17 protein-coding genes are annotated in these 21989 nt (G+C 70.7%); 11 read left to right on the forward strand and 6 right to left on the reverse strand.

The window, feature by feature from the left end:
• Positions 1-19: 19 nt before the first annotated feature.
• From HC031_RS29430 to HC031_RS29440, 3 genes are all read right to left on the reverse strand, one after another.
• Positions 20-1324, reverse strand: a complete 1305-nt coding sequence (locus HC031_RS29430) for a multicopper oxidase domain-containing protein (RefSeq protein WP_240943193.1) — start codon at positions 1322-1324, stop codon at positions 20-22.
• 2 nt (positions 1325-1326) lie between these two features.
• Positions 1327-2643: a multicopper oxidase domain-containing protein gene (locus HC031_RS29435; protein WP_205863401.1), complete on the reverse strand. Its 1317-nt coding sequence runs from the start codon at positions 2641-2643 to the stop codon at positions 1327-1329.
• A 136-nt stretch (positions 2644-2779) separates the two neighbouring features.
• Positions 2780-7918 (reverse strand): hypothetical protein, encoded by a 5139-nt coding sequence (locus HC031_RS29440; protein WP_167928710.1) that lies wholly within the window; start codon positions 7916-7918, stop codon positions 2780-2782.
• A gap of 426 nt (positions 7919-8344) precedes the next feature.
• Between HC031_RS29440 and HC031_RS29445 the strand changes: the two genes are divergently transcribed.
• Both HC031_RS29445 and HC031_RS29450 read left to right on the forward strand, forming a co-directional pair.
• Positions 8345-9004 (forward strand): response regulator transcription factor, encoded by a 660-nt coding sequence (locus tag HC031_RS29445; RefSeq protein ID WP_338090893.1) that lies wholly within the window; start codon positions 8345-8347, stop codon positions 9002-9004.
• Positions 8976-10067, forward strand: a complete 1092-nt coding sequence (locus HC031_RS29450) for a sensor histidine kinase (protein WP_167928712.1) — start codon at positions 8976-8978, stop codon at positions 10065-10067. The genes HC031_RS29445 and HC031_RS29450 overlap by 29 nt, the downstream gene beginning before the upstream one ends.
• Before the next feature lie 43 nt (positions 10068-10110).
• On the opposite strand, the gene HC031_RS29455 is transcribed toward HC031_RS29450, so the two are convergent.
• A complete protein-coding gene (locus HC031_RS29455) occupies positions 10111-10896 on the reverse strand; it encodes a hypothetical protein (protein WP_167928713.1) in 786 nt (261 codons plus the stop codon).
• A 178-nt stretch (positions 10897-11074) separates the two neighbouring features.
• Between HC031_RS29455 and egtA the strand changes: the two genes are divergently transcribed.
• From egtA to HC031_RS34150, 9 genes are all read left to right on the forward strand, one after another.
• The gene (gene egtA, locus HC031_RS29460; RefSeq protein WP_167928714.1) at positions 11075-12298 is read left to right on the forward strand and encodes an ergothioneine biosynthesis glutamate--cysteine ligase EgtA; all 1224 of its coding nucleotides are present in this window, start codon (positions 11075-11077) and stop codon (positions 12296-12298) included.
• Between the two features lie 8 nt (positions 12299-12306).
• Positions 12307-13614: an ergothioneine biosynthesis protein EgtB gene (gene egtB, locus HC031_RS29465; RefSeq protein WP_167928738.1), complete on the forward strand. Its 1308-nt coding sequence runs from the start codon at positions 12307-12309 to the stop codon at positions 13612-13614.
• Positions 13614-14363: an ergothioneine biosynthesis protein EgtC gene (gene egtC, locus HC031_RS29470; protein ID WP_167928715.1), complete on the forward strand. Its 750-nt coding sequence runs from the start codon at positions 13614-13616 to the stop codon at positions 14361-14363. The genes egtB and egtC overlap by 1 nt, the downstream gene beginning before the upstream one ends.
• Positions 14360-15331, forward strand: coding sequence for an L-histidine N(alpha)-methyltransferase (gene egtD / locus HC031_RS29475; protein WP_167928716.1), 972 nt, complete (start codon positions 14360-14362; stop codon positions 15329-15331). The genes egtC and egtD overlap by 4 nt, the downstream gene beginning before the upstream one ends.
• 98 nt (positions 15332-15429) lie before the next feature.
• Positions 15430-15705, forward strand: a complete 276-nt coding sequence (locus HC031_RS29480; protein ID WP_167928717.1) for a hypothetical protein — start codon at positions 15430-15432, stop codon at positions 15703-15705.
• A gap of 101 nt (positions 15706-15806) precedes the next feature.
• A complete protein-coding gene (locus HC031_RS29485) occupies positions 15807-17195 on the forward strand; it encodes an alkaline phosphatase family protein (protein ID WP_167928718.1) in 1389 nt (462 codons plus the stop codon).
• Between the two features lie 323 nt (positions 17196-17518).
• A complete protein-coding gene (locus HC031_RS29490) occupies positions 17519-19090 on the forward strand; it encodes an alpha/beta hydrolase (protein ID WP_167928719.1) in 1572 nt (523 codons plus the stop codon).
• A 136-nt stretch (positions 19091-19226) separates the two neighbouring features.
• Positions 19227-20561, forward strand: coding sequence for an AAA family ATPase (locus HC031_RS29495; RefSeq protein WP_167928720.1), 1335 nt, complete (start codon positions 19227-19229; stop codon positions 20559-20561).
• 192 nt (positions 20562-20753) lie between these two features.
• Positions 20754-20879: a hypothetical protein gene (locus HC031_RS34150; protein WP_277349844.1), complete on the forward strand. Its 126-nt coding sequence runs from the start codon at positions 20754-20756 to the stop codon at positions 20877-20879.
• 33 nt (positions 20880-20912) lie between these two features.
• On the opposite strand, the gene HC031_RS29500 is transcribed toward HC031_RS34150, so the two are convergent.
• Entirely contained in the window at positions 20913-21500 is a 588-nt protein-coding gene (locus tag HC031_RS29500; RefSeq protein ID WP_167928721.1) for a DUF4142 domain-containing protein, read from the reverse strand.
• 89 nt (positions 21501-21589) lie between these two features.
• Positions 21590-21967 carry a tetratricopeptide repeat protein gene (locus HC031_RS29505; protein WP_167928722.1) on the reverse strand — a complete coding sequence of 126 codons (378 nt, stop codon included), beginning with the start codon at positions 21965-21967 and terminating at the stop codon, positions 21590-21592.
• Positions 21968-21989 lie beyond the last annotated feature (22 nt).

Raw genomic sequence — 21989 nt, forward strand, 5'->3', positions numbered from 1 at the left:
GTCATGGTTCCCTTCGGCGTCACTGGGTCGGGCAGCCGTTGAGCGGATCGATGCGGATGAGCGTCATCATTCCGCCGAAGCTCGCGCCGAAGTTGGTCGACTGCTGCAGCGCGTGGCTGTGCGCCACGTGGTAGTACTCACCGCACTGGTTGTTCTGGACCACGCCCGCGGGTAGCTGGCTGTTGGTCTGACCCAGGTACGGGTCCTCGCTGAACCACGTCTCGGTGCCGGGACCGACGATCTGGTCCTGCAGCTGTGGCAGCTTGATGTCGCTCGGAATCGGGTTGGTCTTGGGGTCGTACTCCTGCTTCCAGGTCATCAGCGTGTCGATGGTCTGCCCGGGCGCCGGGTCGATGAGGAAGTTCGAGTACGACAGGTCCTCGCCGCCCGGCCCCTGCGCCGGGTGCCCGTCACGCGCGATGAGCTGCTCGTCGCTACCGTGCGGGTGGAACGGGTAGCTCGTCGTACCGGCGTTGAGGTACCGGATGAGCGCCGGCTTGGGGTTCTTGGCGGCGTCGTACGGCTGGATGTGGATCAGCGCGCCGTACGGCTGGCTCGGCAGCCACGCCGCGTGGTTGGGCGCGATGGTGTCCGGCATGCTGCGGCCGTTGATCATGAAGTACCGCGGCGTGTAGTTGTTCCAGTTGAAGGCCCGCTTACGCTCCACCGCCAGGTGGGCGTCCGGGTCGACCTCGCTCAGCAGGAACAGGTACTCGTGCTCCGGGCTGAACGCCGACGAGGAGTTGTTGTTGTCCCAGTCCGCGTGGCCCTTCGGCCGTACCACCAGCGCGCCGTACAGCCCCATCTGCTGCTGCTTCTGCACGTCCGTACCGGACTGGTACAGGTACGTGCCCGGGTTCCCGGCGGTGAAGGTGTAGGTCACCGTGCCGCTGTTCGCGCCGGCCGACGTGGTCATCGACGTGAGGGTGCCGTTGGCGTCGGTCTCCGGCTGGGCCGGCTTGCCGTTGGCGTACACGTTGTTCTGCCCGGGGAACATGATCGAGGTCGGCTCGGGCAGCGCGTTGCGCAGCGCCACCGTCACGTGCGCACCGGACTCGACGCACAGCGTCGGCCCGGGAAGCTGGAACGACCCGCCGGTGTCGCCGTAGCTCCACATGTAGATCGCGTTGCCGTCCGGAGTGGAGGCATAGCCGCCGCTCGCCGTGAGCGAGAAGCTGTTGCTCGACGAGGTCTCGCACTCCATGCCGTCGACCGGCCCGGCCGCCGAGCTCTGCGGCCCCGGCACGACCATCACCCCGACGGTCGCCGCGATGAGCGCGACCGGGGCCACGAGCCGCAGCCGCTTGCGGTTGAGAGATGGCATCGTCACAGTCCCCATCCGTTCGGAACGTCCTGCGGCTTCAGGGGGTAATCCGCCGGGTACACCCGGATCTCGGTCATCTGCCCGCCGCTGCCACGGCCGCTGTTGTTGTTGAGCGAGACGTAGTCACGGTCGTAGAGCAGGAAGCTGGTGTAGGGGGTCTGCTGGCTCTGCGCCGTGACGTCCGGTGCGGTGAAGATGACGTCGCGGCTCTCGCCCGGGCCGACCTCCACCGTGTTCGTGACCTGGTAGTTGCTGACGCTGCCCTGACGCAGCAGGCCGGCGTCCTTGGCGACCACCGTGAGGTCGATCCCGTCGACGGTGACCGCGTGGTTGCGGTAGCCCAGGTTGGCCAGCCGCAGCAGGACCGTCTCGCCGCTCTTGCAGACGACCAGCGACGAGATCGGCTGGTGCTGCAGCCACGGGTTGGCCGCCGGGACCATCGGGTCGCCGTTCGGCTCGAGGGTGTCCGGGTACGCGCGGCCGTTGAGCGCGTAGAACGACGGGTCGTAGTCGGTCCAGTCGCTGGTCTGGATGTGCGCGTCGCGGTAGTGCCCCTCGGCCCAGATCTCGGTCATCATGAACGCGAACTCGCGGTCATAGCCGGTCGACCCGTCACCGCAGTTGTAGGCGAACCTCGTGAAGGTCTTGCCGTTGAAGGCTATCGGGGTGCCGTTCTGCTTCGGACGCACGAACAGCATGCCGGTCATGCCCATCTGCACGTGCTCGACGTCCTCGTAGTGACAGTGGTACATGTACGTGCCCGGGTCGTGGGGCCGGTAGAAGTAGGTGAAGTCCCGCCCGATCGGCACCGACATGGACAGCTCCGGCACGCCGTCGAACAGCGGGATCGCGTTCTGGAAGCCGTGCCAGTGGATCGTGTGGCCGTCGGTGAGGTCGGGCCGCTGCGACAGCCCCAGGTTCGTCAGCGTGACCCTGACGTCGGTGTCCTGGTCGAAGTACAGCATCGGCGCGGAGATCTGCGCCTGGCCGCGCTGGGCGGTGATCTGGGCCGGTGTCATGCCGGTCACGTCCCGGAACCCGAAGATGTACAGGTTGGTGTTCGCCGGCGCGAGCGGGTCGGGCCAGAAGGTCGGGACCGGCGGCGCGGCCTTCGGCATCGACGCCCAGCCGTCGGTGCCCGCGAGGTGGACCGCGGTCCTGGCGGGTGGTGGCGCGGCGGCGGGCACCGCCAGTCCTCGGGGCCGCGCGGGCGAACCGACGGAGCTGCCGGCGGGCAGCATCGCCCAGCCGGCCGCACCGGCAAGGCCGGCCAGGATGGCCCGGCGGCTCAGACCGCGTGGGGTTGCACGGTCGGACAATGTGTCCTCCTTGTATCGGTCGCCGGGACCCGCGAACAAGATCGCCGGCGGGAAAAGCGAGGGGTACGGGTGGTGCTGCGGCGACGTCGCGGGCGGCGGCGGGACCTGAGGTCCGCGGCCGCCCGCGACGCGTCACCTATCTCTCGTCAGCCCCGATGTCGGGTTTCGTGGCGTTGCGGCCGTCACCGTCGATGTCGAAGCCGGGTGCGCTCACCTTCGTCGAGCCGACCGTGACCGAACCGGTGCCGATGTTGTTGGCCGGGCTGGTGGCCTGCAGGTGGTAGTCGCCCATCTGGGTGCCCGCCACCTGCTGGATCACGATCACGGCCTGCCGGAACGCCGGGTACGACCGGGAGGGGTCGACCGTGACGCTGGTGAGGAACTGCTTGACCACCTTCGGGTCGACCCCGACCTTGTTGCTCGGGTCCGACTTGGTGCCGGTGGTCGTCTGCAGCACCGAGTAGGTCGGCGCAAGCGGCCCGACGCCGTCGAAGGAGCCCATGTCCCAGTACCTGATCGGGTCCCCGGCCGGCGCGTCCTTGGCTCCGATGCCGCTGATGTAGAGCCCGTTCCAGCTACCCGCTCGGTTGTTCCAGAAGATGTTGTTGAACAACGTGGGGTTGCTGAAGTTGGGCGCGTTAGCCGGCAGGGTCGCCTGCAACTGGACGCTGTTCTCGGCGACGGACAGACCGGCCGGCGCCGGCTGGCCGTTGCTCGTGGTCGCGGTCGCGGTGGTGATGTTGTCCATCACCGTGTTGTTGATGATCTGGACGTTGGTGGCGTCGTCGAGGGCCAGCCCGCCACCCTCGTGGGTGGAGATGTTGCCCGCGATGATGTTGTTGGTGATCTTGATCGGGAAGTTGTTCACCTGCAGCAGCCGGATGCCGCCACCGTCGTCGTTGGACAGGTTCGCCTGGACGTAGTTGGCGTCGATCGTCACCGCCCCGGAGCCCGGCGAGAGCCGGTTCGGGTCCGGCGGCAGCTCACCGGCGATCATGATGCCGCCGGCCTCGTCGTAGGACTGGTTGAGGTACACCCGGTTGTTGGTGATCCTGCCGTCCGGCGACAGGCCGTAGTGCGAGATGGCACCGCCGTACTCGGCCGAGAAGTTGCCGCACAGGGAGTTGTGGTCGACCGAGTAGCCGTTGCTACCGGTGAAGAGCCCGATACCGCCGGCGAGGTTGGTGCCGCCGTTGTCGCGGATCTGGTTGCGCGAGATCTTCACGTGGTCGTTGCGGGCGTTGGTGTACGGGGTGCCGACACGGATCGCGCCGCCGTACGAGCCGCTGTTGCCGGCGATCACGTTGTCGGTGACCTGGGTGTAGCTGGCCGAGGCGTGCAGGTACACGCCACCGCCCTGCGTCACGACCGCCCCGTCGGCCCCGTACGGCGTCTTGATGCCGCCGGTGACCTCGTTGATGTTGTTCGGGAAGTCGGACTGGTTACCACCCGTGATCTTGAATCCGTTGATCGTCGGCGCGTTGGCCGCGGTGAACTGGCCGTTACGTGCGAGCACCGTCACCACCGCGCCGTCCGGCACCTCCGTCGGCCCGGCGTACTGCAGCGAGGCCACCAGGGACATCCACGCCGCGCCGTTGTCGTTGTCGATGGCGAAGTCGCGACCGTCCAGGATCGAGCCCGGCACCAGCGTGCTGCCGTACTGGCCACCGGGGCCGACACCCTGCAGGCGCACGGAGGAGTGGATGACCACGTTCTCCAGGTACGCGCCGAACGGGTTGTTGGCGTTCGCGTTGTTCGGCCACACCGCCACGACGACGGTGTCCCTACCGCCGTTCGAAGCCGCCGCCGCGTCGAGCGCCGACTGCACCGTGGTGTAGTTCTTCTCCTTCGGCCGCAGCGCCGTTGTCGGCGCGTTCACCTGCAGGAGCTTCGGGTCGGCCGTCGTGCCGGTGCCCTTGTCGAGGAACTGGAACGACAGGCCGTTCACCGTCTGCTTGCCGGCCGCCGTGGTGATCGACAGCGTCGCCACGGTCGGCTGCGCCGGTTTGGGCAGCGTCACGACGATCTGCCGGTCGGTCCAGCTCTTGATGGTGACCCCGGGAAGGTTCCCCTGTGGACCGGCCACCTTGACCGTGCCGCGGCTGAGACCGAAGCCGGTGCCCTTGATGGTGATGTCGCGGTTGGCGTCACTGGCCCACAGGTACGGCTTGGACACCGAGAACAGCTGCGGGACGTCACGCGCCAGGTCACAGTCGACCGGTCCGATCTGCGTGCTGCCCGGAGCCAGCGACGTCATCGCCACCTGGGTCGGCGCCGTGTCGGTCACGGTGAACAGACCCGGCCACGCCTGGAAGTTGGTGCCGATGGTGCGGTACCGCTGGTTGTAGTTCTTGTTCAGATGACCGGGTTGGCCCGGATCGTTACCGACGAACCGGTACATGTTCGGACACGGCCCTGCGGGCACCGGGCAGTTGTACGTGCTCGTCGAGGGCTCGATCGCCTCGTAGAAACCGTTGGGGTCGGTGTCCACGGTGTCCACGAGCCGGCCGCTGTAGTCGTAGATGCCCATCGGAACGTTCGGCAGCCCCTCGGCCTCGCCGTACTCGATGCTGCGCTTGTCGTGCGAGATGCCCAGGTCGTTGATGGTCAGGCCCCAGAAGTGCGTGGGCAGCGGGACCTCGGTGAACAGGTTGAAGTTGGGCGCGGCCGTCTGACCGGCCCGGACGGTCACCACCTTGGCGTCGCACAGCGGCTTCTTCTGGCCCTCGTACGGGCTGCCACCAGCGGCGAGGAACGCCGGGTCGGTGACGTGCACGGTGTGCTCGGCGCCGGCGCACTCGGAGGTGATGCCGGTGCCACCCGACGGGTTGGTCCCGGGGTCCGGGGTCGGCGCCGGCGGGTCCGGCTGGTCGGCGGCCTGGTCGGGCGTCGGCGGGAAGTTCTCCTGCGGCAGGTACCCGTCACCGTCGAAGACGTTGACGTCCTCCTCCTTGGTGACCTCGTACATCTTGCCGCCACCGACCGGGTTGTCCGGGATCTCGACCGAGACGATGTAGTCGTCCGGTACCAGCTGCTGCGTCTGCCCGTCGGGCAGCGGCGCGTACAGCGGCAGGTCGTGGTTGCCGGCCGGGCCCTTCGGGTCACCCGGGTTCTTCGGGTCGCCCGGCGGGTACAGGTTGAGCGTCGAGTCGGTGAACGCGTAGTTGCCGTTCACGGTCTGCCCGAAATTCTTCGGGTCGTTCTCGCTGGGCGCGAACTGCACGCCCATCATCGGCGCCTCGACGCAGGCCTGGTCGGCGGCGGTCCCGAACGCGGGCAGCGCCTGCTGGTCGGTCAGCGGGGCGCCGTTCCACATCCGGGCGGTGCAGCCGCGGCCGGCCTCCCACTTCTCGGCCGGGTACGCCTCGTTGAGCTCGAGCGCGGGGTCCCGCACCAGTTCGCCCGTGTTCGGGTCCTTCACCGGGTCGCCGTTGGCGTCCCGCTTCACCGCGTACAGGTGCACCTTCACGTCGGGGATACCCGGCTGGTACGCCTCGGTGACGGCGTTGGCGGCGTCGAGCTCGTTACGGGTGGTGTCGTAGGTGACGGTGCCGGCGATGCCGCCGTTCTCGTCGCCGGCGTAGGGCTTGACGCCCCAGTCGACCCGTCCACCCAGACCGATGATCGGCAGGAAGTTGAGGTCGACGGCGGCCCCCATCAGCGTCGTGGGGGTCGGCTCGTTGTCGGCCTGGTACGTGATGCCGGTCGTCTGGTAGCGGGTGTTGAACGCCTCCAGCACCAGCCACTTGCTCAGCGGATACGCCTCTTTGATGTCGTAGTACCCGTTGTTGTCGGTCGTGACCGAGTTGGTGTACTGGTCCATCAACGAGTTGTCGCGCTCCTTGACCGACAGCGGGAAGCGCGGCACGCCGACCTCGCCCGGGTCGCGCTTGCCGTTGCCGTTGGCGTCGATGAAGACGTAGCCGCGGACGTTGGTGAACCAGCCCACGAGCATCTTGGGGCCGACGTCGACCTTCTGCCCGTTGCGCACGGTCACGTTGAAGCTCCACAGGATCAGCTCCTGCGGCTGGTCCCAGATCGTCAACTGGTAGTCGCCGTCCGGCACGTTCTTGATGTCGAAGGTGCCGTCGGCGCCGCCCCGGCCCATGTAGATCATCTGGTCGCCGTTGCCGAGCGCGCTCAGCGCGATCCACGGTTCCTTGATGGGGCCGTCGATCTTGGCGCCGGCCATGCCGGTCTCGGGCACCGTCGCGCCGCCCTGGCCGCCGATGTACGGGCGACCGACGACGGCCGTACCGGTGATCTCACCCTTGATCCTGGAGTTGACCGGCAGGGTCTTGGGCTGGACGAAGCCGAAGTCCACGTAGGGCACCTTCTCGGCGCCCAGCGTCTGCTCGGTGTCGTAACCGGTGTCGCCCTCCTGGACCCAGATGTCCCAGTCGTAGCTGCCCTCGAGCGTCGTCGTCTGCGCCCACACCTGACCGGTCGGGGCCACCACCGAGGCGGCGTACCGGTCGGGTCCGAGGTTGGGGATGACGATGTCGCCGTTGGCGTCGCTGACGCACTTGCCGACCGAACTGGCGGCGATCACCGGCTTGCCGTCGGTGAAGACGATCGGGGACTTCGGGTCCTTCGGGTCCTTGTGGACGTACTCGGTGCACAGCGGGTTGCCGTAGTAGTCGACGCTGACCTGGCCGAGCACGTCGGTCAGGTAGCCGCGGAAGCCCGCCAGCCCCTTCTCCGCGCCCACCTCGTACGTGCCGTCGACCGGGTTGGTGTCGTTGAACACCCGCAGCCGGATGGTGCCCAGCGGCAGCGGGTACGGCTGCATGCCGACGGTGACCCGACTGGTCTGCCCGCTGGCGACCGTGAAGTGCGACCCGTCGATCTTGTACCCGTCGGCGGTCACCGAGATGAGGTACCGGCCGGCCGACAGGCCGTCCAGCTTGACCGTCTCGTTGAGCTTCTTCTCATCGCCCTGGGCCACGATCGGCACGGCCCCGGACGTGGCCCGTACGGACGGCCACTGGCACTTGTCCGCGAAGTTCGCGGGGCTGTTCACTCCGGCGCTGGACGGCAGACAGTTCTGCGCCGAGTCATGGGGGTTGCCCACGTCGTCAGAGGTGATCAACCACTTGTACGTGGCGACCTTGTCGCCTTTGTGAATTCCATCCTTCGGTCCGACGTCCCGCGCGCTTTCCACCCGCAGCGTGATGCTGCCCGGGCCGGTAGCCGCGGCGGTGGCCGCTTGGGGCAGCGCAGTCACCACGGCGAAGCCGGCCAGCGGTACCAGGCCGGATAGCGCAACGGTCAACCATCGCCGGGAGAGGCGACGCAACATCCGGTAAACCCCCTCGGGTCTCCACTAGCCGGCCCGGGTGGGCAGGCATCAGGAAGGCATCCTTTGGGTTGGCTGGGAGGTTGCTGAGATTCATGACGGACTTGTCATGCGGCTGTCATTGTCGATGTCATCCATCGGCTCATCCGCATGAGCTATGGTGTCGGGCCCCCGGGGGACCCGGCCCATCCGTTCGCGGGATGCGGGTCGGCTGACCGGTGATCGAAGACTCACCCTTGTCGTTGGATGTTTCGGGCAAACCACACCCTACGTACAGCGGCGGCCATCGACCCTGGCGGTCGATCCCACGCTCCGGATCCAATAGGGCATCGACACCGGTACGCGCCGGGCCTGTCATGTGCGGCCCGCGGAATCGCTTGGGGAGGCAGAGGCTTGAGCCGGGTGCTTGTCATCGAGGACGACGACCGGATCGCCCGGCTTGTCTCCCGCGCGCTCCAGGACGACGGGCACGGTGTGGAACGGGCCGCGCGCGGCGGAGACGGGCTCAACGAGGCCCTCGCCGGAGATTTCGACCTCGTCGTGCTCGACCTCATGCTCCCCGACATGGCGGGCACCCAGGTGCTCGAGCGCCTGGTCGAGGTTCGACCCGAGCAGCGGGTGCTCGTCCTGTCGGCGGTCCCCGAGATCGGCACCCGGGTCGCCGTGCTGGAATCGGGCGCGGCCGACTTCCTCGGCAAGCCGTTCGCCGTCGCCGAACTGCTCGCACGGGTACGGGCGCGGCTGCGGGTACCCGCACCGGGCGCGGCCACCCGGTGGCTGCGCGCCGGACCGGTCCTGCTCGACCTGAGACTGCGCCGGGCCGAAGTGGACGGCAGGCACGTCGAACTGACATTCCGCGAGTTCCTGCTCCTGCAGCACGTCATGCGGCGCGCCGGCCAGGCCTGCAGCCGCGGCGAGCTGCTCTCCGACGTGTGGGGCCTCACCTTCGACCCGGGAAGCAACGTCGTCGACGTCTGTGTGCGCCGGCTACGCCAGAAGCTGGACCGGCCGGACCGGATCGAGACCGTACGCAATGTGGGCTACCGCTTCACCGTCGACTAACCGGCTGCTGGTCGGCGGCTGGGTGGCCGCCGCGGCCGGGTGGTCGGCGCTCATGTACCTGCTGCCCGGGCAGGAGACGATCCCGTTCCACTTCATCTGGATCGGCCTGGCGCTCGTCTACGGCTTCACCCGCTGGAAGGCGAGCGGCATGATCACCGCGCTGGTCGCGGTCACGGCGGTCACCGGCTACATCCTGTGCCACCACGCGGCGGATCGCCAGATCGGCTGGGAGGAGACCGCCGAGGTGCCGCTGATGGCGAGCATCTTCGGGGTCATGGTGTGGCACGTCAACCGGCGCAACGTCGCCGTCGCCGAGGTGAAGCGGCTGGCGGAGGCGGAGCGGCGGCGCCTGGAGGTGCAGCAGCTGTTCGTCCGGCTCGCCTCGCACGAGCTGCGCACCCCGATCACCGTCGCCCGTGGCTACACCGAACTGGTGCGCGCCGCCCACAACGACGCGGACGTCCTCGAGGACACCGACGTGGTCCTCGACGAGCTGGACAAGCTGGCCCGGATCACGCAGCGACTGGTCACCCTCATGCAGATGGAGGAGCCCTATCCGCTGCGCGCGTGCGACCTGGACCTGGAGCTGCTCCGGATCGCCCGGCGCTGGGAGCCCACCGCGAACCGGATCTGGTACGTGCGCTCCGACATCGGCACCGGCGTGGTGAACTCCGAGCGGCTGGAGGCCGCCCTGGACTGCCTGGTCGAGAACGCGGTCAAGTTCACCGCACCCGGCGACCGGATCGAGCTGATCGGCCGCGCGGACGCGGCGGGATGGCAGATCCAGGTGATCGACACCGGCGCTGGCATGACACCCGAAACGGCGGCCGCGCTGGACACCTGGACTCCCCGGGGACGCACCGCCACCGGCACCGGACTGGGTCTGGCGATCGTCCGCTCGGTCGTACAGGCGCTCGGCGGCGAGGTCCGCGTCGACACCGAGCTCGGCCGGGGCACCACCGTCACGCTGTCGGTCCCGGCCGGCGGCAGCAGCCCGTCGGCGCCCGCCGGCCCGCCCGCCACGGCAAACCCGACCTCGTCGGCCACGGTCGTGGTGCAGTAGTAGGTCCCCGGGCCCGACGACCCGGAGCCACGAGCCGGCTCAGCTACCCGAGGCCGGTACCCGAGGACCGCCCCGCCGTGGCCATCTCCGCAGCGTCCGACCCGGCACCGGCGGCCGGGGCGCCCGCGCCGTGCGCCAGCCGGCGGCGGGTACGGACCAGCGCGATGATGAGCATGCCGACGACGACCACGGCGCCGACGAGCAGGGTCAGCAGCCAGGCCTGCACCGGCGACGACTTCCCGGTCGCGGTCGCGGTCTTGCCGATCCACTTCAGCGATCCGTTGATCTCGAACGGGGTCCCGTCCGCGATGGCGTGCACCGTCCAGTTGCCGACCAGGTGCGGGTGCGTGGGGTCGGCCGCGACCGCGGGTGGCCGCGTCGCGCCCATCCAGTGGATGCGGTGGTCGTGCCAACGGACCTTGCCGGTGGCGCCGATCCGCTTCCACGCCGGCGCGACACTGCTGTCGGGCTGGGCCTGCGCGGTCGGCACGCTCGCGGAGAACAGCGTCTGGTTGACGTACGTGGTCTGCGACAGCTCGTTCTCTTCCGCGCTGGTGGGCGTCAACCGCAGGTAAGGCTCGCCGCCGTAGCCGAGCACCACGACCGTGGCGGGGCCCGCGTTCGACAGCTCGATCCACTCCCCGCCCGGATCGACGCTCGCCGTCACCCCGGCGACCGCCGGCGTGACCCCGCCGGTGATCTCGGTCCGGTAGTAGGGTGCGTCCGGCTGTTGCTGAGCCGGAGCGTGGGCGCCAGCGGGTGCGGCGACGACCAGCATCGCGGCCAGCGCCGTCAGCACCCCCACGGTGTACCTCATCGCCCTGCTCATCCGGTCATTGTGGCTGGTACTGGCCCGAGGTGACCAGGAACATGACTGAAGTGTCATGACTGCACCCCTTGCACATACGGGCAGCCGAACCACCCGGATTCGGGCCAGATCCGCTGTGCTTGTCGGCGCGCCGTGGGTAGCGTCGCACAAAGAACGATCCACGGCGGCCGGGGAGCCTATGGCGGACCTTGCGAAGCGGCGCGATACCGAGGCCGGCATCCTGCACGAGGTGTGCGAGGCCGAGGGCTACATCGCCTCGATCTGCTTCAAGACCGGACCTCCCGCGCTCGTCGGCGTCGAACTCGAATGGACAGTCCATGACAGGCACGCGCCGGGCGCTCCGCTCGACCCGGCCCTGCTGCGCCGGGCGCTCGGCCCCCACGCGCCGCCCACCCTGGCCCCCGACGGTCCGCACCAGCCGCTGCCCGGTGGCGGGCTCGTCACGCTGGAGCCGGGTGGCCAGGTAGAGATCTCGTCGGCGCCCGCGGCCGCGCTCACCGCGCTGCGCCACGCCGTCGACGGCGACAGAGACCGGCTCGCCCGGCTCCTGGCAGCCGTTGACCTGCACCTTGGCGATTCCGGCATCGACCCGCACCGACGCCCGTGCCGCCTGATCGACACCCCCCGGTACGCGGCGATGCAGCGGGCCTTCGACGCCCACGGACCGCACGGCCACACCATGATGTGCAGTACGGCCGGCCTGCAGATCTGTGTGGACGCGGGCGAGCCGCACCGGATCGCCGACCGGTGGGCCGCCATCCACGCACTCGGCCCGGTCCTGCTCGCGACGTTCGCGACCGCCCGCCGGCACGCCGGCCGCGACAGCGGTTGGGCGTCGGCCCGGATGGCGGCCTGGCTGGGCATGGATCACCGCCGCACAGGCCCGGTCGGGACCGCGGGCGACCCGGGGCTCGCCTGGGCCCGGTACGCCCTCACCGCTCCCCTGCTGTGCGTGCGCCGCCCCGGCGGTTGCTGGGATGCTCCGCCGGGGGTCACCTTCGCCGACTGGATCGCGGGCGCGCTCACCCCGCCCCCGACCACCGACGATCTCGCCTACCACCTGAGCACCCTGTTTCCGCCGGTACGCCCGCGCGGATACCTGGAGCTGCGGTTCCTGGACGCCCAGCCCGGCGGCGAATGGTTCGCGCCGGTCGCGGTCGTGACCGCGCTGCTCGGCGACGACACCGATCTCGACGCCGCGCGGGCCGTCTGCGAGCCGATGGAGGGCCGCTGGCGGGACGCGGCCCGGCTGGGCCTGACCGACCCCGCACTCGCGCGCGCCGCGACGGGGCTGCTCGAGGTCGCGGCGCGGGCGCTCGGACGGACGGGGCTGCCGTCAGCCGAGCGGGACGCGGTGATCGGCGTGGTCGAACGACGTCTCAACGGAAAGGCGGGACCGTGATCGATCAGATGACCGGGCGGCTGCGCGCGCACCTCGCGGCCGAACTGGAGCGCACCCGGGCGCGTACCGCGCTGCTCACCGACGCCGTGGACGACGCCGACCTGGTGCGCCAGCACTCCCCGCTGATGTCGCCACTGGTGTGGGACCTCGCGCACGTCGGCAACCAGGAGGAGCTGTGGCTGGTACGCGACGTCGGCGGGCGCGAGCCGGTACGGCGCGACATCGACGAGCTGTACGACGCGTTCAAGCATCCCCGCCGCGACCGGCCGCAACTGCCGCTGCTGTCACCCGCGGAGGCGCGCGGGTACGTGCGGACGGTCCGCGACAAGGTGCTGGACCTGCTGGACGGGGTGCCGTTCTCCGGTCGCCGGCTGACCGCGGACGGCTTCGCGTTCGGCATGATCGTCCAGCACGAGCAGCAGCACGACGAGACGATGCTGGCGACACACCAGCTTCGACTCGGGCCGGCCGTCCTGCACGCGCTTCCCCCGCCGCGCGCCACCGTCGGCGTGTCCGGTGAGGTGCTGATCCCGGCCGGCCCGTTCACCATGGGCACGTCCACGGAGCCCTGGGCGCTGGACAACGAGCGGCCGGCGCACGCCGTCGACGTGCCGGCGTTCTTCATCGACGCCGGGTGCGTGACCAACGGCGAGTACGCGGCGTTCATCGCCGACGGCGGGTACGACCAGCCGCGGTGGTGGAGCGAAGCCGGCTGGCGGCACCGGGTCGAAGCCGGCCTGGTGGCGCCCATGCACTGGCGGCGCGACGGCGACGGGTGGGCCTACACCCGCTTCGGCCGTACCGAGCCGGTCGACCCGGGCGAGCCGGTCGTGCACGTGTGCTTCCACGAGGCGCAGGCGTACGCCGCGTGGGCCGGTAAGCGCCTGCCCACCGAGGCGGAGTGGGAGAAGGCCGCCCGGTACGACCCGGCGACCGGGCGAACACGACGCTACCCCTGGGGCGACGGGTCACCGCTGCCGCACCACGCCAACCTCGGCCAGCGCCACCTCGCACCGGCGCCCGCGGGCGCGTACCCTCTCGGCGCCTCGCCGGCCGGCGTGTACCAGCTCATCGGGGACGTGTGGGAGTGGACCGCGTCCGACTTCACCGGCTACCCCGGCTTCGCGGCGTTCCCGTACCGCGAGTACTCGCAGGTGTTCTTCGGGCCGCGCTACAAGGTGCTGCGCGGTGGCTCGTTCGGCACCGACGCGACGGCCTGTCGCGGCACCTTCCGCAACTGGGACTTCCCGATCCGCCGGCAGATCTTCGCCGGTTTCCGCTGCGCCCGCGACGCGACCCCCGCGGAGCCCGGCTGATGTGCCGTCACCTGGCCTACCTGGGGCCACCGGTCCCGCTGGCCCGGCTGCTGACCGAGCCGCCACACTCGCTGCTGCACCAGTCATGGGCGCCGGCCGACATGCGCGGCGGCGGCACGATCAACGCCGACGGGTACGGGGTCGGCTGGTACCCCGGCGACGGCCGGACCGCGCTGCGGTACCGGTGCGACCGTCCGATGTGGGCAGACGCCGGCCTGCCGGCGCTGGCCGCCGCGGTGATGTCGCGCGGCGTCCTGGCGGCGGTCCGCAGCGCGACGGTCGGGATGCCCATCGTGGAGACCGCGGTCGCGCCCTTCACCGACGGGCCCTGGCTGTTCAGCCACAACGGCGCGATCGCAGGCTGGCCGGACTCGGTGGCCAAGGTCGCGTCCCAGCTGCCCACCGTCGACCTGCTCACCCTCGATGCACCCACCGACGCCGCCCTGCTGTGGGCCCTGGTGCGCGCCCGGCTGCGGGCCGGCGCGACCCCGGCGCGCGCCGTCGCCGAAACCGTCACCGAGGTCGCCGACGCGGCGCCGGGTTCGCGGCTGAACCTGCTGCTCACCGACGGGACGCAGATCGTCGCCACCACCGCCGGCCACGCCCTGTCGGTGCGCCGCGCCGACGGGCTCGTACTGGTCAGCTCGGAACCGCTCGACGACGACCCGTCCTGGGAGCCGGTGCCACCGGGGCGTCTCGTCGTCGCCACCACCGCAACCGTCGACATCGCCGAATGGGGCAGCCCGTGAACGTACCCGACCTGGAGATCTACCTCACCGACCGGGACCTGGCGCGGTCCCTGCGATCCGACGTACGCGCCGGGCTCACCGCGACACCGAAGTGGCTGCCACCCAAGTGGTTCTACGACGCGCGTGGCAGCGCGCTGTTCGAGGAGATCACCCGGCTTCCGGAGTACTACCCCACCAGGGCCGAGCGGGCGATCCTGCGGGCACGCGCGCCGGAGATCGCCTTGCTCACCGAGGCGAAGACGCTGGTGGAGCTGGGCTCCGGGTCGTCGGAGAAGACCCGGCTGCTGCTCGACGCGCTCTGCCGCCACGGCACCCTGGGCGCGTTCATACCGCTGGACGTGTCCGTGACCGCGCTGGGCGAGGCGGTCTCGGCGCTGCGGTCGGAGTACCCGGGGCTGGCCGTGCACGGCATCGTCGACGACTTCACCCGGCATCTTCGACTGCCGCCCCACGGCGGCGCCCGGCTGGTCGCCTTCCTGGGCGGAACCCTCGGCAACCTGCTGCCGGACGAGCGCCACGACTTCCTCGCCGGCCTGCGCGCCGCCGTCGAGCCCGGTGAGTGGCTGCTGCTCGGCGCCGATCTGGTCAAGGACGAGCGCCTCCTGCTGCCCGCCTACGACGACGCGGCCGGTGTCACCGCCGAGTTCAATCGCAACGTGCTGCGCGTGATCAACCGGGAGCTGCACGCCGGCTTCGACGCGGAGGCCTTCGACCACGTGGCGCGGTGGGACGCCGCCAACGAATGGATCGAGATGCGGCTGCGGGCCCGCGACGCGATGCGGGTATCGATCAAGGACCTGGACCTCGTCGTCGAGTTCGCCGCCGGCGAGCAGGTGCGTACCGAGGTGTCCGCGAAGTTCCGCAGGCACGGGCTCGAACGGGAGCTCGACGCGGCCGGGTTCGCGCCGTACCGGTGGTGGACCGACCCCGACGGGCTGTTCGCCGTCTCGCTGTCACGCGCCCGCTGAGCCGTCGGCTCCGCACGCCCCGGTTAGCGACGACCGGCGGAGGGTAGCGCCGTACCCGCACGCTCGCAGCGCTGCCGAGCCGGCGGAGGGATCGTGGCATGGAACCGGTCAAGCGATGGTGGCGGTGGCTCGCAGCGGCCGCCGGCACGATCGTCACCAGCTGGCTGATGCCCGCGGCAGCCTGGGCGCAGGCCGGCCCGGGCACCCGCCTGGTCGGCGACGAACTGGCCCGGCGATCCCGCCAATCCCCGTCGGGGCTGCTGGCCGGCTGCTGCTGCCTCATGGTCGTCCTCGTCATCGTGCTCATCGTCATGCAGTTCCGGCGGCTCAGGCGCAGACGGAACACCGACACCACGTCGCAGGGCCCGCCGTAACAGCTCCGTCCCGCAGACTGCGGCCGGTCGTGGGGACGACCGCTGCTCGCCCACGCACGCCCACTACGACCTGGAGGTCAGATGAAAGGACGGCCGAAGCAGTGAAACGGTCATCGTTCACCGGAATCCTGTTTCGCGGTGGCGCGTTCCTCAGCGTCCTGCTGATGGCCATCGTCACCGGTGACGCCCGCGCCGGCTCCGCACACCCGAAGCCGCCACCGGGCGGTCCCTCACCGATCCAGCACATCATCTTCATCGTGCAGGAGAACCGCTCCTTCGACTCCTACTTCGGCGCCTTCCCCGGAGCGAACGGGGCCGCGACCGGCAGGACCTGCACGTCGGCGATGACGCCGTGCCCTACGGGCGCCCAGGGCACGGTGCCGCTTCACGACCTCGTCGACACGTCGACCCACATGCTGCCCAACTTCGCCCACTCCTGGAGTTCGGCGCACCGGGCCTACGACCTGGGCGCGATGGACAAGTTCAACCAGGCGAGCGGGTGTGGCGCTCCCGCATACGCCTGCTACGTCCGGGCGACGAAGAGCGACATCCCGAACTACTGGGCCCTGGCGCAGCGCTTCGTTCTGGGCGACAACGCGTACTCGTCGGTCATGGGGCCCAGCTTCCCCAACCACCTCTACACCGTTGCCGCGAGATCAGGCCCGGAGTTCGTCAGCACCAATCCCAGAGATAGCAGCGTGATCGACAATCCGGTCCTCAACGGGAGTGAGCCGCGTATCTGGGGGTGCGACGCGAATCCGAACGCCACCGTGCAGACCCTCACCGCCGCGTCGTCCCTGCCGCCCTCGTTCCCAGGACGGGCGATCAAGCCTCCGCCCTGCTGGAGCAACAGCCAGGTGGCCACGTTGGCGTCCGAGATGAATGCCCACGCCGGCAGCACCTGGAAGTACTACGTGCCCAACATGCGAGAGTCCAACGACTCGCTGGCCTCGTTCCGGGACGTGAACGTGGAGTCCACCACGGCCCACCCCAACGGGATCGACATGCACCCGACCGGCTTCACCGACGATGTCAGGAACAATCACCTGCCTCAGTTCTCCTGGCTGTCCGCGCCGCATGACCAGAACGAGCATCCCGGACAATCGACCTCGTGCCAGGGTGAGAACTGGGTGACCGAACGGATCAACGCGGTCATGAACAACCCGACGGTCTGGAACAGCAGCGTGATCGTCGTGACGTGGGACGACTACGGGGGCCTCTACGATCACGTCCCGCCGATGAAGCTGGACGGTGTCGGTCTCGGGTTCCGGGTGCCGTTCCTCATCATCTCGCCCTATGCCGAACACAAGGTCAGCCACCGGTTCTACGACTTCACCAGCGTCCTCAAGTACGCGGAAGCGCAGTTTCTGGGGCGGACGACACCCGGGCTGAGCGCACGGGAGTCACAGGTGCAGAGCATCGAAGGTGACCTGAACTTCGCAGCGACCCCGATCAAGCCGATGACCCTGCCGCTCCACACCTGTCACTGAGTGACGAACGGGCCGGCCCACCATCCGCGATCTTGGACACTTGCGCCAGTTATAGCCGGCCCAAGTGTCCAAGATCGCGAAAGCTGGGGTTTGTCGCCGCCGTGCGCCGAACGCAAGGCGAGGACGCGCGACAGACAGAAATCCGACAGTCTCTCCCGGTCCGGACCTGTCGACGCGGTGACACGGGCGGCGGCCGGCTCCGGGCCGGGACCGGAAAAACCCGTTGCCGGTACGGCCACCGCCAGCCTGTGGCGGCACCGACATTTCTGCCAACCTCCCCCATCGACGGACCTCTCACTCTCTGGTCCGGTGGGGAGGCAGGTATGCAGGGGAGTACCCGGATCGGCACCGCGCTCGGTGCCCTGACGGCGATGGTGGCGCTCGGTACGGCCGTGACCACTCCGGCGTACGCCGCGCCGCCGCCCGCCGCGCCGACCGGCGCAGCGGCCGCGCGAGTGGAGTGGAAGCCGTGCCCAGACGCGCCCAACGTCGACTGCGGCAGCGTCAGGGTGCCCATCGACTGGTCCAGGCCGGACGGCGCGACGATCGACCTCGCCCTGGCCAGGCAGAAGGCCACCGACCCGGCCGCCCGGATCGGCTCCATCCTGGTCGACCCGGGCGGCCCCGGCGGTTCCGGAGTCGACTGGGTCAAGGGCGGCCCGGTCCTCTCGGCCGAGATCCACAGGCGGTTCGACGTCGTCGGCTTCGACCCGCGCGGAGTGGGCGGCAGCCACCCGGTGTTGTGCGACTCGGACATCGAGGCGCAGACGGTGCCGGTGGTGCCGCGCGATGACGCCGAGTTCGCGCAGCTCATCGCCCACAACAAGGCCCTGGGTGACAGCTGCCGGAAGCTCACCGGGCCGCTGTTCGACTTCGTCGACACCGCGAGCGTCGCCCGCGACATGGACGCCATCCGCGCCGCGCTCGGCGAACGCCGGCTCAACTACTACGGCGTCTCGTACGGCACGCTGATGGGCCAGCAGTACGCCGAACTGTTCCCGCGGCACATCCGCACCATGGTCATCGACAGCGACATGGACCACAGCGCGTCGACCACCTGGCAGTTCCTGCGGACCGAGGCGACCGCCGCGCAGGAGAGCTTCGACCAGTTCGTGGCGTGGTGCGCCCGGGCCAGCACGTGCGCGCTGCACGGCCGGGACGTCCGCGCGGCCTTCGCGGACCTGTACGCACGGGCCGACCGGGGGACGCTCACCTTCCCCGGCACCGACCTCAAAGTCGACCCGTTCGAGCTGCTGCAGATCACCCACCAGCACTTCTACGAGCCAGGCTGGCAGTACCTGGCCGACTTCCTGCTCGAGCTCACCACCGGGCAGCGCGTACAGCCCAGCCGCAACGAGCGCGCCGCCCACGGCCAGCCGGTCCCCGACGCGTTCAGCGCGGTCTTCTGCCAGGACTGGCGGTTGCCGGTCCACAGCGTCGCCGAGCTTTCGGCGTACCGGAAGGCGCTTACCCTCGTGGCGCCGGACATGAAGCTGTCCCCGCTGGGGTGGCGGGCGGCCCTGTCGTGCCTCGGCTGGCCGGCCCGCGTCAGCAACCCGCAGCACCGTCTCACGGTGCACCACGCCCCGCCGATCCTGATGCTCAACAGCCGGTACGACCCGGCCACGCCGTACCAGTGGGCCACCGCCGCGGCCCACCAGACGGGTGCGGTGCTGCTCACGTACGACGGATGGGGGCACGGTGCCTACTTCAAGGGCAGCACCTGCGTCACCGACGCGACCGACGCCTACCTCGTCACGGGCCAGCCGCCCCGGCGCGGCACCCACTGCCCGGGCGTCGAGCCGTCCGTACCGCCGTCCGTCGCGGCGGCGCCGCTGACGACGCACGGCCCGCGGCTTCCGCAGCCCGCCTGGACGGCGCCGAGCCTGTCCTGAGCGGGACGCGGGGCGGGGGCCACCAGGATCGGCGCACGGTGGCTCTCGCCCCGCCCGCTGTCGTCGTCCGGCGGCCCGCCGGCCCGGTCGACCCTAGGCTGGAGCGCATGGTGACGACCGGGCGGCGGGCCGTGACGTGACGACCCCACCGACAGCCACCCTCGTTCCCTTCGTCGGTCGCGAATCGGAGGTGTTCCGGCTCGGCTCGGCCTGGGGCGCGAGCGCGCGCGGCCGGCCCGGACTGTTCGTGATCACCGGCGCGGCCGGCATCGGCAAGACCCGCGTCGCCGCCGAGGTGGCGCGGCTGGCCCGCGACACCGGCGGCGCCGTCCTCGCGGCGCGCTGCCACGAAGCGGAACGCTCGCTGGTGCTCCAGCCGGTGGTGGAGGCCGTCGGCCGGCACGCCGCGACGCTCCCGCCCGAGGTCCTGCGCCGGCTTGCCGGCCAGCGGGCCGCCGCGCTCGCGGCGCTCGTACCGGGGCTCGCCTCGGCGCTGGGCCCGCGGCTCACCACCGCCGCCAGTCGTGCCGTGCCCCGACACCTCGCCGAGGAGGCGGTCACCGCGTTCCTGCGCGCGCTCGCCGACCGGGAGCCCGTGCTGCTGCTGGTCGACGACCTGCACCACGCGGGCTCGGCGACCGTCGGGCTGCTGCGGGAGGTCGCCCGTGGCGCCGGTGGCCGCCTGCTCGTCGTCGCGACCGTACGCACGCCGACAGGCGATCCCGTGCTGGACGCGCTCTCCGACGTCGCCACCCGGCTGGATCTGGGTCCGCTGGCCCCGACGGCGGTAACCCGGATGGTGACCGCTGCCGGCTGGGCCGAGCGGGCCGACGACATCCGCGACCGTACCCGCGGCCACCCGCTGTTCGTCGTCGAGACGGTACGCGCCCTCGCCACCGGCGCGACCCGGGTTCCCGATTCGCTGGAGGCCGCCGTGCTGGACCGGCTGCGCCGGGTGGGCGAGGACACCGGGCAGATCCTGCGCGCGGCGGCGGTACTCGGCACGACCGTCGACCCCGCGACCCTGGCGAGGCTGGTGGACCTGCCGCTGCCGCAGACCGCCGGGCACTGCGAGGTCGCCCTGTCGGCGGGGCTGCTCGCAGCCGTGGACGACGGGTACGAGTTCACCCACGACCTGGCGCGCGAGCTTCTCTGCTCGACCACCCCGGCCGCCGTCCGGGCCGTGTACCACGCGCGCGCCGCCGATCTGCTCAGCCACCGCCCCGAGGCGATGGCGGCGCACGCCGCGGCCGTCGGCGACTGGTCGCGCGCGGCCAGAGGTTGGCTGCTCGCGGGCAGCGAGGCCGCCCGGCAGCTCGCCGCCGACGATGCCGAGGCGCTGCTGACGCGGGCCGCGGAGGCGGCGCGTCGGGCCGGTGACGTCGCGGCCGAGACGCTGGCCGCCGCGGGGCTGCGGGAGCTCGCGGCCGACGGCCCGGCCGAGGAGGTCCACCTCCCGCGCCAACGTTAGGTGGGCACTGCGGTCCCCACTGTTCGCGCCCGGAAACCCCGGACGGCTGTGGCCTGCGTCCCACCGCGATTTCACGCGGTTGTCGTGTCGCCCTCGCCGGCCGTGGGTAAACGCCGGTCGGGACGCACGCCGCCCGGTGCGGCGGCGCCCGCCAGCACGAGACACCGGCACGGCACCCCCCGGGAGGGCACCATGACCACGATGGACATCGACAACAGCACCCGGTCCGGCACGATCGGCACCGACCACGTCAGCCTGATCGCCGTCTGCCTGGTCGCGCTGTTGGGTCTCGTCGGCATCGTCACGATGACGGTCTGACGGCGCGTTCGGTGCCTCCGTACCGCCGTCAGCTCACGACGACGCGCCCGGCGCCCGCGGCGGGGCCGCGCAGTGCAGCCCGGTGAGGTTCCTGGTGGCCAACTGGAGATGCTGGTGCAGCATCGGAATCTGAGCCTTGGCGAACGCGCGCACCTGCGCGTTCGTGGTGTGCTGCGCCGCGATGGTGTACGCGGCCAGATCGGCCTCGTGGTCGGCCTGCATGGTCGGCGCGTACGAGCAGTCGAACGGCCCGCCCCGCAGGCTCGACCAGATGGCCGTCACCGCCTGCTGGTCGGGGCCCGGCGCGCTCGGCGCGGTGACCCCGAGCGTGCGGTCGAGCGCCTGCAACTGCTGCAGTTCCTTACCGTGGTCGCGGACCATCCGGTTGCCGAACACCCGGATCCGCGGGTCGGCGGCCCGGTCAGCGGCGAGCCGGCCGCCCGCGACCTCGAACGCGGCGCCGTGTCCGGCCGCCGTCAGGAAGTCCCGGTCCTGCGCACTGAGTCCGGTGGCCGACCCCGCGCCGTTGGGCGCCGGACTGGCCGCCGGCGCTGCCACGGCGGGAGCGGCTGAGGACACGCTCACGACGGCCACGACGGCCGCCACGACTGGTACCCGCATGACAACCTCCGGTGGGGTGCATGACGCTTACCGGACGTGTTGAGATACCCGCAAAACCGCCGTACCACTCTCAGCGGCGCGGACCGCTCTCAGCGGCGCGGACCGCGCGAACCGACCGCCCGGGCCTCCACCCGCCGCAACGCGTCCGTGTAGTCGACCAGCGGCCGCATCGCGACCGCCATCCGCAGATGTGGCAGCGCCTGGCCCGGCCGGCCGAGCCGTTCCAGGGTGCGCCCGAGGACGAAGTGCGCGTAGTGATCGGCCGGGTCCCGGTCGATCAGCCAGCGCAACTGCTCCTCAGCGCGCCGTAGCTGCGCCGAGTGGTAGTAGGCCCGCGCCAGCAGCAGCCGGACCGAACTGTTGTCCGGCTCGGCCGCCACGACCGGGGCGAGCGCCCGCACCGCGCCGAGCGGGTCGCCCGCATCGAAGGACCGGACGGCCCGCTCGTACTCCGCATAAAGATCCACCACGCCGATCCCCTCTCCGTGC

It is taken from the genome of Planosporangium thailandense (genome assembly GCF_011947195.1).
GTDB lineage: Bacteria > Actinomycetota > Actinomycetes > Mycobacteriales > Micromonosporaceae > Planosporangium > Planosporangium thailandense.

Coding starts and splice junctions, on each gene's coding strand:
- HC031_RS29450 (WP_167928712.1), top strand. CDS start 8,976: ATGTGGGCTACCGCTTCACCGTCGACTAACCGGCTGCTGGTCGGCGGC.
- HC031_RS34150 (WP_277349844.1), top strand. CDS start 20,754: ATGACCACGATGGACATCGACAACAGCACCCGGTCCGGCACGATCGGC.
- HC031_RS29455 (WP_167928713.1), bottom strand. CDS start 10,896: ATGAGCAGGGCGATGAGGTACACCGTGGGGGTGCTGACGGCGCTGGCC.
- egtB (WP_167928738.1), top strand. CDS start 12,307: ATGACCGGGCGGCTGCGCGCGCACCTCGCGGCCGAACTGGAGCGCACC.
- HC031_RS29490 (WP_167928719.1), top strand. CDS start 17,519: ATGCAGGGGAGTACCCGGATCGGCACCGCGCTCGGTGCCCTGACGGCG.
- HC031_RS29480 (WP_167928717.1), top strand. CDS start 15,430: ATGGAACCGGTCAAGCGATGGTGGCGGTGGCTCGCAGCGGCCGCCGGC.
- HC031_RS29500 (WP_167928721.1), bottom strand. CDS start 21,500: ATGCGGGTACCAGTCGTGGCGGCCGTCGTGGCCGTCGTGAGCGTGTCC.
- HC031_RS29430 (WP_240943193.1), bottom strand. CDS start 1,324: ATGCCATCTCTCAACCGCAAGCGGCTGCGGCTCGTGGCCCCGGTCGCG.
- egtA (WP_167928714.1), top strand. CDS start 11,075: ATGGCGGACCTTGCGAAGCGGCGCGATACCGAGGCCGGCATCCTGCAC.
- egtC (WP_167928715.1), top strand. CDS start 13,614: ATGTGCCGTCACCTGGCCTACCTGGGGCCACCGGTCCCGCTGGCCCGG.